Origin of the sequence: Burkholderia sp. DN3021 (assembly GCF_049805555.1) — a bacterium.
In the GTDB taxonomy this organism is placed as follows: domain Bacteria; phylum Pseudomonadota; class Gammaproteobacteria; order Burkholderiales; family Burkholderiaceae; genus Burkholderia; species Burkholderia pyrrocinia_C.
Genome location: NZ_JBNCAB010000087.1, coordinates 1 through 16,842 on the forward strand (window position 1 = coordinate 1; position 16,842 = coordinate 16,842).

Annotated in this window: 14 protein-coding genes and 3 pseudogenes; 9 read left to right on the forward strand and 8 right to left on the reverse strand. The window is 62.2% G+C overall.

Annotated features, from left to right (window positions below; all coding sequences use genetic code 11):
- Positions 1–134 precede the first annotated feature (134 nt).
- Together ACPUER_RS29935 and ACPUER_RS29940 are read right to left on the reverse strand one after the other, a co-directional pair.
- Positions 135–284 (reverse strand): hypothetical protein, encoded by a 150-nt coding sequence (locus ACPUER_RS29935; protein ID WP_425132868.1) that lies wholly within the window; start codon positions 282–284, stop codon positions 135–137.
- Positions 285–403: 119 nt separating this feature from the next.
- Positions 404–743, reverse strand: a pseudogene (locus ACPUER_RS29940) (SEL1-like repeat protein); the annotation flags it as partial.
- A gap of 339 nt (positions 744–1,082) precedes the next feature.
- Between ACPUER_RS29940 and ACPUER_RS29945 the strand changes: the two are divergent.
- Genes ACPUER_RS29945 through atsR form a run of 3 tightly spaced genes read left to right on the forward strand, consistent with a single transcriptional unit; the run spans position 1,083 to position 4,314 of the window.
- A complete protein-coding gene (locus tag ACPUER_RS29945; RefSeq protein ID WP_310130559.1) occupies positions 1,083–1,955 on the forward strand; it encodes a helix-turn-helix domain-containing protein in 873 nt (290 codons plus the stop codon).
- 42 nt (positions 1,956–1,997) lie between these two features.
- On the forward strand, positions 1,998–2,501 hold the full coding sequence (locus ACPUER_RS29950; RefSeq protein ID WP_425132869.1) for a molybdopterin-dependent oxidoreductase: 504 nt from the start codon (positions 1,998–2,000) through the stop codon (positions 2,499–2,501).
- 1 nt (position 2,502) lies between these two features.
- Positions 2,503–4,314, forward strand: coding sequence for a hybrid sensor histidine kinase/response regulator AtsR (atsR, locus tag ACPUER_RS29955; protein WP_425132870.1), 1,812 nt, complete (start codon positions 2,503–2,505; stop codon positions 4,312–4,314).
- 79 nt (positions 4,315–4,393) lie between these two features.
- On the opposite strand, the gene ACPUER_RS29960 is transcribed toward atsR, so the two are convergent.
- The gene (locus ACPUER_RS29960) at positions 4,394–4,813 is read right to left on the reverse strand and encodes a secondary thiamine-phosphate synthase enzyme YjbQ (protein ID WP_175960294.1); all 420 of its coding nucleotides are present in this window, start codon (positions 4,811–4,813) and stop codon (positions 4,394–4,396) included.
- A 10-nt stretch (positions 4,814–4,823) separates the two neighbouring features.
- On the reverse strand, positions 4,824–5,150 hold the full coding sequence (locus ACPUER_RS29965; RefSeq protein WP_072438204.1) for a thioredoxin family protein: 327 nt from the start codon (positions 5,148–5,150) through the stop codon (positions 4,824–4,826).
- Positions 5,151–5,447: 297 nt separating this feature from the next.
- Here ACPUER_RS29965 and ACPUER_RS29970 point away from each other — a divergent pair, with 297 nt between their 5' ends.
- Positions 5,448–6,149, forward strand: coding sequence for a flavin reductase family protein (locus tag ACPUER_RS29970; RefSeq protein ID WP_425132871.1), 702 nt, complete (start codon positions 5,448–5,450; stop codon positions 6,147–6,149).
- 107 nt (positions 6,150–6,256) lie between these two features.
- Positions 6,257–6,589 (forward strand): DUF2322 family protein, encoded by a 333-nt coding sequence (locus ACPUER_RS29975; protein WP_310130546.1) that lies wholly within the window; start codon positions 6,257–6,259, stop codon positions 6,587–6,589.
- Between the two features lie 430 nt (positions 6,590–7,019).
- Here ACPUER_RS29975 and ACPUER_RS29980 read toward each other — a convergent pair whose 3' ends face one another.
- The 4 genes and pseudogenes from ACPUER_RS29980 to ACPUER_RS29995 all read right to left on the reverse strand — a co-directional run.
- Entirely contained in the window at positions 7,020–7,685 is a 666-nt protein-coding gene (locus tag ACPUER_RS29980) for a hypothetical protein (protein WP_425132872.1), read from the reverse strand.
- A gap of 59 nt (positions 7,686–7,744) precedes the next feature.
- Positions 7,745–8,293 (reverse strand): hypothetical protein, encoded by a 549-nt coding sequence (locus ACPUER_RS29985; RefSeq protein ID WP_175960288.1) that lies wholly within the window; start codon positions 8,291–8,293, stop codon positions 7,745–7,747.
- Between the two features lie 8 nt (positions 8,294–8,301).
- Complete coding sequence (locus tag ACPUER_RS29990) at positions 8,302–9,030, reverse strand: hypothetical protein (RefSeq protein WP_425132873.1); 729 nt, start codon at positions 9,028–9,030, stop codon at positions 8,302–8,304.
- 1,182 nt (positions 9,031–10,212) lie between these two features.
- A pseudogene (locus ACPUER_RS29995) lies at positions 10,213–11,212 on the reverse strand (ATP-binding response regulator); the annotation flags it as partial.
- Between ACPUER_RS29995 and ACPUER_RS30000 the strand changes: the two are divergent.
- The 4 genes and pseudogenes from ACPUER_RS30000 to ACPUER_RS30015 all read left to right on the forward strand — a co-directional run.
- A pseudogene (locus tag ACPUER_RS30000) lies at positions 11,210–11,365 on the forward strand (DUF2322 family protein); the annotation flags it as partial. The pseudogenes ACPUER_RS29995 and ACPUER_RS30000 sit on opposite strands and share 3 nt — an antisense overlap.
- Before the next feature lie 1,404 nt (positions 11,366–12,769).
- Positions 12,770–13,369, forward strand: coding sequence for a fimbrial protein (locus tag ACPUER_RS30005; RefSeq protein ID WP_425132874.1), 600 nt, complete (start codon positions 12,770–12,772; stop codon positions 13,367–13,369).
- A 64-nt stretch (positions 13,370–13,433) separates the two neighbouring features.
- Positions 13,434–14,150, forward strand: a complete 717-nt coding sequence (locus ACPUER_RS30010) for a fimbrial biogenesis chaperone (protein ID WP_425132875.1) — start codon at positions 13,434–13,436, stop codon at positions 14,148–14,150.
- Between the two features lie 122 nt (positions 14,151–14,272).
- Positions 14,273–16,768, forward strand: a complete 2,496-nt coding sequence (locus tag ACPUER_RS30015; protein WP_425132876.1) for a fimbria/pilus outer membrane usher protein — start codon at positions 14,273–14,275, stop codon at positions 16,766–16,768.
- Positions 16,769–16,842: the final 74 nt, after the last annotated feature.

The following is a 16,842-nucleotide window of genomic DNA, read 5'->3' on the forward strand; positions in this document are numbered from 1 at the left end:
ATTACCGGCGGGAAAGCGGGCGCAAAAATATGGTTCACCGGTTATGTGGCCCACCATGAGCAAGAGTATTGGGGGGGCGCGTTAAATACACCCGTAAAACACCCGCGCGATGCCGCTGCGCCTGACGCGCCCGCTCAGTTCTGCTTGAGCGGATTCAGCGTCGTGCACAGGAGGCCCGTGCAGTTGGCCGGCTTGAAATAGAACGACACCATCACCGGAGTCGACGCGCCAAGCGCCGCAACCAGCGCACCTTGAGTGAGCCGATGGGAAAGGATGGTCTTCATGTCGTTATCGATCGATAGAGTCGTTGTTCGGCTTATGCGTACCTGCGAACTTCGATAAGCCCCCGGCGTGGCGCGCGATGGTGGTCTCCCCGCTGCCGCCCCCGTTGCTTCCGGCCCGGTCAGTAGTACCAGTACGTCTGATTCCAGACGCCGTAGTACGGATAGCCCGAGTTCCAGCAGCCGTAATAGACGTCACGCCATTGCGTGCGCCATTTCCAGTCTTCTTCGTCTTCCTTCTTCGCCTTGCGCGCGAACTCGAGCAGCTTCTTCGATTCCTTGCCGCCGCGGGCGGTCGCGCTCGGCGGCGTCGCGCATCCACTTGCGTGCCTGGTAGCTGTCCTGGCGCACGCCATCGCCGCGGAAATAACGCAGGCCGAGATCGTAGGCCGCCTTCGGCTGGGCCTTCGCGGCCTGCTTCAGCGCGACGATGCGCGCGTCCTCGCGCTCTTCCGCATCGTTTATTCGCGCCGCAATTCTTCGAGCTATTCCACCCCGCGAGATCGTACCCGGCTTGCGCGCGGCGCAGCGGATACAATCCGCCGACGCCGACACGCAGTCCAAGGCTCTCTCAGGCTCTCTCTTTGAATCGTTCCATCACTACTTCATTGCCGTCGCCTTTCGCCGTACCGGCTGTCGCCGACATTGGCCCCAAACATGACGCGACAAACAATAGTGACGTGGTGAGCAATAATAATGGAGAAAAATGGCATGTCAAGGTCCTTCGCGTTTTCAAAGTTTGCGTGACGCGTCACTTTTGATATGCTCTTCCTCGCCCAAACCCCTGGAGACCCCGTCGAGATGTCCAACAGCGAGCAGGCCAACGTCGATCTCATCACCGCCAACAAGGTGCGCGACCTCCTGAACCGGAACGGCATTCCGCCGCGAAGTCACAACACGACGATCGCGAATGTGCTGGGCCTCAGTTTCTCGGTCGTCACGCGCAAGATGAAAGGCCTGATCCCATGGAACCTGTCGCAGTTGCAGGACATCGCGACGCACTTCGGCGTGCCGCCCGCGATCCTGCTCGACGACAAGGGCGCGCAGCCGGCCGCCGCCGAGATGATCGACGCGACGCTCGTGATCGAGTCGCGGCGCTTCCGCTGCCGCGCCGCGATCTCGACGAAGGCCAGCAGCCAGATCGAAACGGATTTCGTCGCGCTGCAGTGGCAAGGCGAATGGATCGTCACGGAGCGCCAACACGCGCGCGAAGGGCGCACGTATGCGGTCGACGTCGTCGAGCTGCGTTCGACCCAGCCGAACGTGTACGCGGCACGCATCGCCGTGGTCGACGATTCCCGGGACGTCGCCGAAACGGTATGTGAATATTTCATCGAAAAAGGCGTGAACGCGATCCCGTACTTCGACGGCGCCACGTTCCGCAAGGCGCTGGAAGTCGAGGATTTCGACGGCTACATCCTCGACTGGATGCTCGGCGACCAGACGGCCGCCGATCTCGTGCGCGGCATCCGTTCGAGCGAGAACAGCGGCGCGCCGATCTTCCTGCTGACAGGCAAGATCTCGACCGGGGAAGCCAGCGAAGACGAAATCGCGCACATCGTGTCGCACTACAACGCGCGCTGCGAGGAAAAGCCGGTGCGCCTGCCGATCCTGTTCGCCGAAGTGGCGCGCGAGCTGAAGATCGCGCTGCCCGCCGCGGCCGCCGCGAGCTGAGGCCGGATCGACAACCCACCACCGCACGAACGAGGGAAAGACATGCGAGTTTCGACCATCTGGACCAAGAGCCTGCTGACGGCCTGCCTGCTCGGCATGGCCGCCGCGGCATGGGCGGCTTCGTCGTTTACGTTCACCGTCGACGGCAATATCGACAAGAGCAACCAGCAGGGCAGGACGGCCTACGTGTTTTCCGAGCAGGCGCTGATGGCGCTGCCGCAGCATACGATCGTCACGTCGACGAGCTGGACGCCGAAGGCGACCTTCACCGGCCCGCGCCTGTCCGACGTGCTGAAGACCGTCGGCGCGCACGGCACGCAGATCGAATTCCACTGCATCGACGAATACACGTTCACGATTCCGGTGTCCGATGCGGACAAATACGGCGTGATCCTCGCGCGAACGATGAACGGCAAGGTGCTCGGCAACGACAACTACGGCCCGCTGTGGATCATGTATCCGCGCGACCAGTATCCCGACGAGCTGAAGACGCCGCTCGGCGAAGCCAAGTTCGCGTGGCAGATCATCGGCCTGACCGTGAAGTGAAATGACGCGGCCGCGACGGAAAAACAGAAAAATCATTCTGATCCTCGGGTCGCTGTGGATCGCGGGATTCGCCGCGTGGGCGTTCCTGCTGTGGGACCTCCTCGCAACCTCGGTCAACGAGGGCGTGCTTGAAGGACCGCGCGAAGGCGTGTTCTGGACGGCCGCGCAATACCGCAACGTCTATACGCGGTTCGACCGGCAACTGATCCTCTACGCGACGCACGAAGACGACGACTTCGATCGCGTGCAGATGCAGCTCGACAGCCTGTCGGTATCGTTCGGGTTTCTGCAACGGCCGTCCGAAGTATCCCAATACTGGCTGCGCATTCCGAGGGCGCGCAACGAGATCGACGCGCTCGGCGAATTCATGACGCGCCTGAAGCACGACGTGCCGTTGCTGCGCGGTGCGCCGAAGAACGCGCGGCAGGTGATCGACGAGGTCAATGCGTACTGGCCGAAGGTCAACGGCCTCGCGAACTACTTCCGCGCGATCGAGATGGCGCAGCGCGATTTCACGTTCCATCAGTTGAAGGAAAAGCAGCGCGCGATCCTGATCCTTGGCATCGTGCTGGGCGTGATCCTGTGCGCGCTGTTCCTGCTGCTGTTCTATACGATGCGCACGCGCGACGACCTGCTCGAACGGCAGGATGCAGCGCTCGACGCGGAGCGCAAGGCGTCGGATCGCGCGTTCGAGATGATCGAGGCGAAGAACGCGTTCCTCGGGATGGTCAGCCATGAACTGCGCACGCCGCTGCAGGCGATCTGCGGGTCGATCGAGATCCTGCTCGCGCGCCCGCAATCCGACGCGAACCTGAAGACGATCCGGCGGCTGCAGAATTCCGCGCTGTCGCTCGAAGCGCTCGTCAAGGACCTGACCGACTACATCAAGCTGCGCTCGACCAAGCGCCTCGCCGAACTGGAAACGGTCGGCATGGCATCGCTGCTCGCCGAAGTCATCGAGCCGCTGCGCGAGAAGATCGCGGCCAAGCGGATCGCGGTCGCGCAGCAGGTTCAGCCGCACGATCTGTCGATCCGCTCGGACCGCAAGCTGTTGCGGCAGGTGCTGTCCAACCTGGTCGAGAATTCCGTCAAGTACACGCTCGGCGGGTCGATCGACGTATCGATCGCGCTCGCCGACGCGCCGGCCGGCAAGCAACTGACGATCGTCGTGCGCGACACGGGCACCGGCATCGCGAAGCAGCATCTGTCGAAGATCTTCGAACCGTTCTATCGCGCGAACGATGCGGTCGGGCTGCACGTGGACGGGATCGGCATGGGGCTCGCCGTCGTGCGCGAAATCGTCACGACGCTGCGCGGGCATGTGGACGTGCGCAGCGTGGTCGGCGAAGGCAGCGAATTCGTCGCGACGCTGCCTGTCGAGGTGCCCGACTTCACCGAGACGGCCGGCGAAACGCCCGCGTTGTCGGCGGCCGCCGCGCATCGCGACCGGCGCGCGCTGGTCGTCGACGACAACGACAACGCGCGCGAAACACTTGGCGCGATGCTGTCGGCGCTCGGCATCGACGCCGATCTGTGCGGCACCGGCCAGGAAGGCGTCGCACGCTTCGGCACGGACCGCTACGACATCGTCGTGCTCGATCTCGAACTGCCGGACCTGAGCGGCTTCGAGGTCGCGCGGCGCATTCGCGCGGTCGCGCAGCCGGACGACGACGGCCGCCATCCGGCGATCGTCGGCGTCAGCGCGTATGAATCGGCCGCGCTGCACGAGAACAAGCACGTGTTCGACGAATTCCTGCCGAAGCCCGTCCACCTGCGCGAGCTCGGCGCCCTTGTCGAGAAGCTGCTCGCCTGAAACGGTGCGCCGCATGCAAACGTGCACGGCATGGCGCGCCGACGCTGCATGCATCACGCGTTCCCGCTCCCGCTCCCGCTTATTCGCCGATCAGATGCAGCACGATATCGCGCCGGTGCGCCGCGCGCCGATGCTCGAACAGATAAATCCCCTGCCAGGTGCCGAGCACCATGCGGCCATGCTCGACCGGAATCGACAGTTGCACCTGCGTGAGCGCCGTGCGCAGATGGGCGGGCATGTCGTCGAGCCCTTCGGTGTCGTGCTCGTAGCGGCTTTCGTCCTCGGGCGCGAGCGTCGCGAAATAGCGTTCGAGATCGCGCCGCACCGACGGATCCGCATTCTCCTGGATCAGCAGCGAAGCCGACGTATGGCGGCAGAACACGGTGAGCAGGCCCGTGCGGATCGACTGCTGGTCGACGAACGCGCGCACCTGCGGCGTGAACTCGACGAGGCCGCTGCCGCGCGCGTCGACGGCGATATGCGTGATGGCCTGTTGCATGATCGTGACGTCAGGCCAGCGCGGCGAAGCCGTCGGCTTCGATCTGCTTCGCATCGGCGGGCCGCACGACGCGCGCGACCTCGACGCCGTCGCGCAGGAACACCAGCGTCGGCCACAGCTTGACGCGGAACGAGCGGCCGAGCGGGCGGCCCGGACCGTCCTCGATCTTCAGGTGGCGCACGGCGGGATGCGCAGCGAACGATTCGACGATCGCGGGCTGCGCGCCCGCGCAGATGCCGCACCAGTTGGTGCCGAATTCGATGACGGTCGAACCGGCGAGCGCGTCGACTTCCTCGCGCGTCGGTGCGTTGGCGGTATAGCGTTGCGGCGTGTCCATCGGGGCCCTCATGTGCAATTCCGGATTGCGGTCGCGCGGCGCGCGAGGCGCGGCGGCGTGCGGCCTGCGATTTCTTACTGTAGCGGAAAAGCAGGCGTGGTGCCGATGCGCTGATGGCCGTTTGCGCGCCGCGTGCTCGCGCCGTTGCCGCGCGTTGCAAGCGCTGCTCCGCGAGCAATTTTCGTGCGTCGCCGCAGCGCGCCGATCTCCGGATGACACGACAAGAATCGGAGCGCCGCGCGGCCGCGACAGGATCAGCATGCGGACTGATCCCTCAACGAAGCGAAGGCCCCGACCATGAACGCTCCGCATCGCGTCACCGAACCGAACATCCTCTATTTCGGCACGCCCGTCGTGCTGGTCAGCACGCTGAACCCGGATGGCACGGCAAATCTCGCGCCGATCTCGTCCGCGTTCTGGCTGGGCTGGCGCGGCGTGATCGGCATCGCCGCCAGCTCGCAGACCACCCGCAACCTGATGCGCACCGGCGAATGCGTGCTGAACCTGCCGTCGTCCGCGCAGGCGCACGCGGTCGACCGGATCGCACGGACGACGGGCACGCATCCGGTGCCCGAATCGAAGCGCGCGCGAGGCTACGTATACGAACCCGACAAGTTCGGCACGGCGGGGCTGACGGAGACGCCATCGCAGACCGTGTCGCCGCCGCGCGCGCTCGAGTGCCCGATTCACCTGGAAGCGGTCGTCGCGGCCGTGCACGGGCTCGCCGATGAAACACCCGACCTGCGCGGGAAGATCACGGTGTTCGAGGTGCGCATCCAGCGCGTGCACGTGCATCCGGACCTGCTGATGGAGGGTCGTCAAGACCGCATCGATCCCGACAAATGGTCGCCGCTGATCATGAGCTTCCAGAAATTCTATGGCCTGGGGCCTCGGCAGGTACATGCATCGCGGCTCGCCGAGATTCCCGAGCGCGCGTATCGCAGCCCGGACATCGAGCGCTCGCGGGAAGCGGGCGTGCCGGCCGACGCCGGGCGGTGACGGAACGCGATGCCGCCGGCCGCGCCGGCCGGTGCGCCGAAACCGATCGGATAAAATACGGCCGGCCACGCTCATTGGCCCATGACCGAACCGACGGAGTGTTTTCAGTGATTCAAGCTACCCCAGTATTCAAGGACAACCTCGCGCAATTGCCGGCCATCGACGGCATCGCGCGCATCGATCTCGTCGGCGCGAACGGCGATGTGGTCGCCAGCATCGAAAACCAGCCCGGCAAGCAGGGTTCGCTCGCCGTCTACCACTACCTGAAGCAGGCATTCGGCACGCTCGACGCGAAGGCTGCCGAGCATGGCCTCGCGGTGTTCGCGGAGCACACCGCCGACGCACGCAACCGCCCCGGCGCGCACCCGAACGTCGATCGCCTGCTCGCGATCGTCGCCGGCGGCGACGCGCTGCGCATCGACGTCGTCGCGAAGGGCTGAGCGGCAGGCGGGAACATGAGGCCGCGCTTCAATGCGCGGCACGCTCGTGCCTCTCTTCAACGGGTGCCAATGCATGCCGGATCATCGTCCCGCACGCAGCGCCACGGCAATTCAGTCATGCTCGAATCGCTGTTTTGCGTATCGCAGGAACCGGGAGTCATCTCGCCGGTCAGCGTCGCGCCGGCGAGAGCGCACAAGCGGACAACATCGCCGGATTCGGCGGCGGCCACGAGAGAAAGGGGAGACTCATGGAAGTATCACCAGGTTTCCGACCCGTCAGGAAACCGGATCTCCATCCCGTGCTCATCGACGATTCCGAGCCCATCGGTCGGCTCGCGCATCAGTGCTAACAGGGCACGCCATGTCATGCTGGGCATACAGGGACGATACGCGAACGGAGCGGTAGCCCGTTCCGCATCGAAACATCGGATTATCCCGCGTGGCCGTCACACGCCGGATACCCCGGAATCTTCACGACCTGCCCATGCACGGGTAACGGCACTCCCGGATAGACATTGAAATCGTCCAGCTTACGGCCATCCGCCTCGGCACCCGCTACGGGATAGCGTACGGTTCCTGTCGCGGTTACGCGCGCGCCACCTGCCTCACACGTGACGGAAAGCGTCCGGCGCTCGTTCTCGGGCAACTGGCGAACCAACCCGCTGAATCCGAGATTGACGACGATATTGGCGGTCGCCGCCTTTTTCTCGGCCGCCCGCACCTTGACGACCGGTTTGACGTCGAGCCGGTAAACAGTCTCCGTCTCGACCGCGCGCAATGGCTTGAGCGTGATCGTCTTCGTTTGGCCGGGCGAAAGCGTCATGCGGAACGGATACGCATAGATGGACGGATGCGTCGATTCGCCAACCGACTCGAGCCGCTCATCCTCCAGCGGCACGCCCGGGTTGAGCAGACGCGACAGCGAAATGCTCACGTATTCGGGCCGATCGCTGTTGTTGACCACTTGCACGGCCGTCGCCTTCGCGTCGACCTGTACTTCTTTCGGCATCAGGTCGATCGCGGCAAGTGATGGGGTCGACATGGACAGACAGGCCGCCGCACAAACGCCGAAGAATACGGAAGAAAGCAGCTTCATGTGCATGCATCAGTCAATCAATGGAAGATGGGGGTGACACCTGGAATGACGGTGGCTCGTCAAGGCGCCTTGATGACCGGTTCGAATACCATCGACAACACACCGGAGTATGTACCCACCGTGCTTTTGAAGTCGCCTTCCGGCGGATAGGCCGAAATGGCGAGACCGTAGTAGCCCACCGAATCCGTACCGGCCACGGGCGGCGCCGGGTTCTGGAACTGCACGCTCTGGCCAACCGACAGCGCCTTCGAATTCCCGCCTTCGTTGCCGAGGAGCACCTTCGGCGATCGGAACACCTGGGCGGCATTCGACTGGTTGCGAATCGTCAGCGGTTCGTCCATGCGAACCTGGAACACTCCGCTCGTCGATACGACCTTCAGTCGCGCCTGCACCTCGTACGGCGTCGTCCAGCCACCGAGCTGCTGCATTTCCAGCCCCTTGTCGAACCAGCCACCCTTGTCGTCGGTCACGGTCAGCACGTCCCGCTTGGTCACGTGCGCGGCGATCTTGCTCTGGGTCTTTCCCGTGAGGTTCACGGTCTGCGGCAGTGCGACGGCAGGCACGAACAGCAGCGCAACCAGTACGTTACAGCGTGTAGACGCTTTCACGGGATCTCCTACGATTTGGTGACGACAGTGAACGTCAGCACATCACTGTAATCGCCGTCTTTCACGGTCGAGTCGACCGTCGTCTTGAAGGTCGGTACGAAGCAGGTTCTGCCCGAGCTATTGAGAGGCAGCGACTTATTGCTCGCATTCGGCAGCGACACATTCGACGTGCCGCTGTCTAGCGTCACGTTGTAGGGTACGAGTTGCGAAGCGTCCTTCAGGTTTTTGAGGCGATAGCGGCTGCCGGCAACGCCATTGGCACTGTCAGCGTTGATGATGAACTGCTTGCCGCTCACCGCCGCGCCCAAATAGGTAAAGCAAAGCTGATCCGGACTGTTCGGGAAAATTTTCTCTCCATTCCCCTCGGGCAGCTCACCCAGATTCCAGTCCGGCGCGGTCATGCTGATAGCGATGGCGGGCGGCGGCGGCTTCTCCGGGTCAATGATCTTACAACCACTACTGGTATTGTTCAGATCAAAATACGCGCCTCCCGTTATTTCGCCGACGTCATTTCCAGGAAAAACCACATTTGCAGCTTGAATTGAGACAGCAGGCCAGTCTACAATCTTTTCATCATCGATTAATACTTCAACATTCGCACTGAATGGAGAAATTTCCCTCCACGAGCCGCTCTTATTGTATCTATAGTACACGGTATATCCGCGACCAGTATAGGTATAATCATGCGCCAAACCATCCAACCGAATAGAACGGGCATCACGAGCGCTCTGCTTCATCGTGCCGCTCCTATCATAGGTGTACACCAAGAACCCACGCGATCCGAAAGTTGGATTATCTCTGCTACCAAATCCCTTCTTGAAATTGACAACCATACTCAGAGTGGAGGTTCCATCTCCGTTACGCCTCCAGCTACACCCCTGATAACTATTGATAACAGATGCAGCTTCAAGACTCCACGCATGCGCGGGACGCACGACTAAAAAAATCCCGAAAAACGACAGCACCGCAGTTCCGATTTTGACTCCAATCCCACAATTCGATTTCCTCAACATCAACCCCCCCTCCATTCCCATCGATCCGCGAACAATCCCCAAAAATGGAAATCCCCATAATCCGCATTTCATTGGCGATATAGAATCACATCCATTCTCGCCAAAAACAAAGTAAAGATGTTTTCGCCGCCCCTAAGTTCGTCACTGCAGCCGGTGAACCATTTGATAAATCACGGCGCCGTATCCAACGTTGATGACAAGCGGCGCCTGCGTCCCTGATTTGTCAGCCGCAGCCACAACAAGCCGCTCTCTCGGCCTGAACGTCAGACGCCATGCCAGGTCGAGCCGGCCGGCCTCGACACGAAGATGTCGCCGTTGATCTGCCCGGTCAGCGCGATTTTCTTCGACACGGGATCGGCTTGTGCCGTATGCGCCATGCCGAACAGGGGTCAGTTTCGATGACTCACACGCGGCGGGAAATAGGACGAATTTTAATTAACCGGCAAAATGTGGTCGCACTTGTACGAAATGATGAATCCATCCTTTTGCATCATTGATTGAGAGGTGGCCTCGCGCGTGGCGCCACCGGCTTCGCGTTGCCGGCAATCCCCGTACGCGCCATCGATCCGGATTTCAGAGCCTCGATGACTCATTGACGTTTTCGTTCGAATCGCATCGGCGCGTACTGCGCTCTGCAGGGGAATCGTGACAAGCAGTACGTCGACGGGCTTCAAACTGCGCCCCGGGACACGTCGGACGTCAACGGAAAGTTTGAAGAATCGCTGCAGGGAGGCGACAACGGCGACTGCGAAACGGGGTCACGCGTCGAAACAACCCGACCAAACGGCCATGCAGCGGCTCCCGGGAGCCGCACGGCACGAATGTCCGAGTAATTCGCCCCTCCCTGAAGACCCTGCGTCGGCGACCGCCGTACCGATCCGCAACGACGCGCCGCTTGTTCGCGAATCAGACGGGCTCGCACGATCCACGCGGCCCTGCCCCGGACAGCCGCTCGAGTGCACATTCGATCTGCCGCTCGAACGCCGGCCAAACAGCCTTCATTGCTTCGATGCCGCCGTCTGTCAGGGTCTTTTCGGCACGCGTGCACGCATCCGTCGCTTCCGTGGCACCAGCAAGTGCGAAGCCGCCGCGCATCGAATGAAGCTTGATCTTGACCAGATCGGCATCGTCATTCGACAGCGCAGTATCGAGCACCGGCAGCGAATACAACGAGGCCGCGTGCAGCGTCTGCCTGATCTCGTCCGTCATCACGGGTCGCGCGACTTGATCCGGACGCCCGTGATTCATTGGTCCCGGGCGCCTCGCATGCCGCCGCAACGCCGCGTCGAGCGTCTCGATCGACAGCGGCTTGAGCACGACCTCCGCCACGCCGACCTGCTCGCAGCGCCGGCGATCCTCGTCGGTCGCGTGCGCCGTCATCGCGATCACGGGCACGCGAGTGCCCTGCTCACGCAGGAAGTTCGCGCTCGCGAAGCCATCGAGTTCCGGCATGCCGAGATCGGTCAGCACCACGTCGTACGGCTGCTCGAAGAAGGCGCGCATCGCCTCGATGCCATTGGAAACGATCGTGGCGTCGTAGCGCAGCGCGTCGAGCTGATCGCGCAGCAACGCCCGGCTTGCCGGATGATCCTCGGCGACGAGCACGCGCAGCGGTTCGTCATCGTCGGCACCCCGCTTCCGCCTCTGCGCCCGCTTCGGACTCCGCCTCTGCGTCATACCCGCGCGCAGCATCCGCGAACGTCCCCGGTTCCGGCGCATCGTCTCGCCAGCCGGACGGCGCTTCGGGCAGCGGCAACGCCGCCATTAAAACCGTGCCTTCGCCAAGACGGCTGTCGACGCTCAGCTCGCCACGCATCAGCGTCACGGTGCGCCGGCACAGCGGCAGTCCGAGCCCCGTGCCGCCGAAGCGCCGGTAGATCGACGCATCGGCCTTGACAAAGACGTCGACGCGAAGGCTGCCGAGCATGGCCTCGCCGTGTTCGCAGAGCACACCGCCGACGCACGCAACCGCGCCAGCGCGCACCCGAACGTCGATCGTCTGCTCGCGATCGTCGCCGGCGGCGACGTGCTGCGCATCGACGTCGTCGCGAAGGGCTGAGCGACAGGCGAGACAATGAGGCCGCACCTCGATGCGCGGCACGCTCATGCATCTCTTCAATGGACGCCAATGCGTGCCGCATCATCGTCCCGCCCGCAGAACCGCGGCAATTCAATCATGCGTGATCAAGCGCATGCACGCATCAACAAAGATTCTTCGCTTTCGTCGAGCACCCGCAGTTGCTCGCCGCACGTCGGCCCGGCTTGGCGAAAGGCATAGCTCCCCTCGCATGCCGTGACGCATGCGCCCGCATTCATATCATCGATGACGGCCTCGCGCGCCAGTCGTCATTTTCGCGATTGGTCGTCCTGATTTAGACAAAACCTCGCGAAGACCGCCCGCGCTGCCGCCGGCGAATCACCTCAGCCACCACGCGTCGGCGTCGAATTTTTCGCGACGCATCGCACACTCGCACTTCAAGCGCGCACTACCCGCTGCGGGAACCGCATGCTGTCCCGGCATCGGCTACTACCATCCCGTCTCAGCCCATGCCGGCGTGCTTCGCCAAGCAACGCTCCGATCGCCGGCGCGATATGCGTCCGGTCTTTCGTGCCGCGCGCATCCGGAAAACTCCTCCTCGCCGCATTCCATGTATCAAGGGTCGACAGACCCATTTAATACACATCCCATTCAAATCACTCCCCGGTTGACGAAACTTGATCCCGTTGCGTTGAGTCGACTCAGACGCGTCGCATTTATCAAGCCACGGCGCGGCGTTCGATCCAGACCTTGTGGCCGAAAAGATCCTCGCCGACGGCTCGGCAACCGCGTTCTGGCAATCGGCCCGGACGGGGTTTGACCAGATTCGCACCGCGCGCAAACACGTGATCGACGCGTTGCGCGCGGCTCGATACGCTTGACGACCTGGAGACCACCGATGCTCCTCCGCCTGCGCAGGCGCGTCATCCGCCATGGAATACAGGGTCGCTGACAATCATGAGGGTGATTATTGAAGCGGTTATACGATGAAATCCCGTTTCTGCCGGGAATTTCGACATGACGTGAAACGACATATACGGAATGGCGTTTTTCTCAATTCCAGCACAAACATATACCGACATGGAACTGGGTCATACGCGCAGCACTCGATATCGCGTCCGGTGAAATTGAATGTCGCATTCGAACCGACGGCCCATTCCGGCAAGCCCCGATGAAAATCACCCGTCCGCCCCGCCGGACGGCCGCCATCAGCATCACGCCTCGCAATTTCAAATCCATTTGACATTGTATGAGAATGCACGCCGAGATCTTCACAGAAGAGAAAAATTAGTACTTGTCCTATAAACAGAAGACACAACTTCGAACACGTCTGATTTAAAGACATGTCGGCTGAACGATATCATCGTTGCAACTCTTTCAAAGAGTTATTTGCCTCATTCAAATCACGTTGAAACGGAGAAAATCATGACTTTCAACAAAAACATCCTCGCTATTGCAGCAGCAGCTGTTTCGTTCGCAGCAGCAGGTTCGGCAATGGCTGCCGACGGTACCATCAACTTCACCGGTGCGATCACGACCGCATCGTGCTCGCTGACGGGCGGTGCAGGCGCCAGCGTGTCGCCCGGCACCGGCGGCCAGAACATTGCGGTCAACCTCGGCACGGTGAGTGCGGATTCGATCGGCAACACCGCTGGCGGCGGCGTTGTAGCGGGCACGAACATCAACCTGAACCTCGATTGCGGCAACACTGGCACCGGCCTGAGCATGGTCAAGATGAAGTTCGACCCGGCCACGGGTTCGGGCCTCGATGGCAAGAACAACAAACTGCTGAAGGTCGCGGGCGACGCCGAAGGTGTTGGTATCGGCCTGTTCGACGCCAACAACAATCTGCTGAACCTGGCTGCAAACGAAACGTTCAATGCCCCGCTCGTGAAGGGTGGCACGGACGAAGCGCCGACCTATACCGCCGCGCTGAATCTGCGTGCCGGCTATGTCGCGAACGGCGCGCCGATCAAGGCCGGTGACGCAAAGGGCACGCTGCCGTTCACGCTGACCTACGAGTAAAGCACTCCTCCGGGCGACGCGGCGGGTCATGGTTCCGTCGCCCTTCTCACTTTCCAAGTCCATCATGAAACGATCACTCATTGCCGGGCTGGTCGCGGCCAGTTCGCTATCACTCTATTCCGGCGCGTCTGTCGCCGGAATCTCGTTGAACAGCACGCGTGTCGTTTACACGGCGCAGAGCAAAGAAGCGTCCGTGCTCGTCAGGAATTCGTCGAAGCAGGACGTGATGATCCAGTCATGGCTGGAATCCGACGACCGGAAAAGCGATCTGCCGTTCGCGATCACGCCTTCGCTGAGCCGTCTCGGCGCGGAAAAGCAGCAAACGCTTCGGATCTTCTACGCCGGCCAGGGTTTGCCGACGGACCGTGAATCCGTGTTCTGGCTCAGTGTCCAGGAAATTCCGCAGAAACCGGATGGCGAGAACACGCTGCAAGTCGCGGTGCGTCAGCGCATCAAACTGTTCTACCGGCCGACCAACCTCGCAGGCAAGCCCGAGGACGCGCCCAAGCAGCTTCAATGGCACTGGCGGGCGGCAGACGGAAAATACGGAATGGAAGTCGTCAACAACACCCCCTATTTTGTATCGCTGGTCAAGGCAACGCTCCACAGCGGTGTGCAAACGCATCCGATCGGCACGGAAATGATTCCGCCGCAATCGACCCGTCAGCTTAGCGTCAAGAACTACAACGGCCAATCGCTTGCACCGGGCGCCAAGGTCGATTTCGAGTCGATCAACGACTTCGGCGCGGTCGAAGAGAACAACGCAACAGTCTCAAACTGACAGCGCATTCGTCAGTTCGGGCTTCGAATCGCTCGATATAAATTCGCATTACTAATTTATCGGAGGGCGCGCATTCCTGAAATCCGGACAGGTTGGGAAAGGCACGCGACCAAGGTCAAGGCATGGATACCACTGAAAAGAAAATCGATTTGCGGGTAGCGGCGTGCCAGGGCGCATCCTGTCTGGTGGCGCTCGGGAGCCTCGTTGCGGCCACGTCGGTTCAGGCGGCAGAATTCAACGAACTGTTCATCAAGAAAGGGGACGCGCCTGTCGAGCTCAAGTACCTCGAACGGGGCAGCTCGGTTCCGCCCGGCACGTACGAAGTCGACGTGTCGCTGAACCAGCGTCCCGGCAAGCGCGAATCGATCGTATTTCAGGCGAACGGCGACAAGGTCGATCCCGTCATCACGCTTGGCCTGCTCAAGGCGCTCGGCGTGGACGTGAAGCGACTCGAGCGGGAAAACCGGATTCCGGTCGACCAGCAAGACGACGCAGCGCTGAATCTCGCGGAGATCATCGACGGCGCGTCAACCGATTTCGACGTCGGCACACTGTCGCTGAACATCAGCGTGCCGCAGGCCTACGTGCCTGGCCGGTCGCGCGGCTATGTGGATCAGTCGAAGTGGGACGACGGCGTGGCCGCGGCCTACAGCAACTATCAGGCCAATTTCAGCCACGACTCCGACTCCGGATACAACAGCTCCTACTATTACCTCGGCCTGCGCAACGGCTTCAACGTCGGCGGCTGGCGGCTCAGGAACGAATCGGCGCTAACCGGGCGCCGCGGCACGAAGTCGCAGTTCACGTCGAACCGTACCTATGTGCAGCGCGACCTGCGCGGCATCAAGGGCACGCTGTCGGCGGGCGAACTGTATTCTGCCGGTGAAATCTTCGACAGCTTCCGCTTCGTCGGCGTGCAGGTCGGATCGGACACCGGCATGCTGTCGGACGACGAGGTCGGCTTCGCGCCGGTCGTGCGCGGCATCGCGCAGACCAACGCGGTCGTCGAGGTGCGCCAGAACGGTTACGTCATCTATTCGACCACGGTCACGCCCGGTGCATTCGAGCTGAAGGACATCTATCCGAGCGGCTCCAACGGCGATCTCGAAATCTCGATCACCGAATCCGATGGTAGCGTCCGGCGCTATACGCAGCCCTATTCGTTCCTGCCGGTGATGATCCGGCGCGGCTCGGTTCGTTATTCGTTTTCCGCGGGCCAGTATCACGGGATTGGCGAGGTCCGCCCGAAATTCGCGCAAGGCACGGTGGTGTATGGCCTGTCCGACAACTTCACCGGCTACGGCGGCCTGATCGGCGCGCAGAACTATGCCGCGATCGCGCTCGGCGTCGGCTTCAACTCGCGGCTCGGCGGCATTTCGTTCGACGTCACGCATAGCCAGTCGAACGTGCCCGGCCGCAAGGCGAACGGGCAGAGTTTCCGGTTCCTGTACTCGAAGACGCTGACGGCCACCGACACCACGTTCACGATGGTCGGTTATCGGTATTCGACCGACGGCTTCCGCACGCTGAGCCAGCACGTCGACGATATGAGCAGCCGGCAAGGCGACGGGGTGCGGCGCCAGAAGAGCCGCTTCGATCTGAACATCAACCAGTCGCTCGGCCGCAACGGGTCGGTCTACGCGAGCATCGGCGAAACGAGTTACTGGAACCGTGGCGGCACAAGCCGCAACATCCAGCTCGGCTACAGCGGCTCGCTGAAGAACATCAGCTACAGCGTCGCCCTCGCGCGCACCGAGGAGACAGGGCCGTTCGGGCGCATCGACAACCAGATCTCCGCGACGGTCAGCATTCCGTTCGGCAGCAGCGCGCGCGCGCATCGCGCCTATTCGAACGTCACGGCGTCGACGCGCGGCGACGTGAATGTTCAGGCGGGCGTATCGGGCTTCCTGAACGACCGGAACACGGTCAACTATTCGGTGCAGGGCGAGTATCAGAAGGAGAACGGCGGCTCCGGCGGCGTGGGCCTCGGCTGGGATACGCCGATGGCGAAGCTGACGTCGAACTACAGCCAGTCCGGCCACGGCAAGCACGTCGACGTCGGCGCAACCGGGTCGATCGTCGCGCACCGCGGCGGCATCACGCTCGGCCAGCCGGTCGGCGAAACGTTCGCGATCGTCGAGGTGCCCGGCGTGAAGGGCGCGCGCTTCGATTCGTCGTCGACGGTCAGCACCGATCGTCGCGGTTACGCAGTGTTGCCCTATGCGCAGCCGTACAGGTACAACTGGCTCAACATCGACACGGAAAGCCTCGGCAACGACACCGAGATCACCGAGAACGCGAAAACGATCGTGCCGACGCGCGGCGCGATCGTGAAGACGCGCTTTGCCGCGGAAACTGGCCGCCGCATCCAGTTCGACGTGACGACGACCGACGGCAAGAAGGTGCCCCTCGGCGCGACGGCTTACGACCAGGACGACAAGGTACTCGGCATGGTCGACAACGCATCGCGCGTGCTCGTGTTCGGCGTGAAGGATCAGGGGCGTCTGTCGATTCGCTGGAGTGAAGGCACGTGTGAAGGCGGCTACGTTTTGCCCCAGCGGAACAAGGCGCTCATGTACGAGCGCGTTGCGATGAGCTGCCGTATGGGCAATCACTGACGTTTTACCCGATCCGGCTCCAGACATTTGTCCTGAAGCATACCGGGGAACACCATGCGCTGCCTCGATCGCTG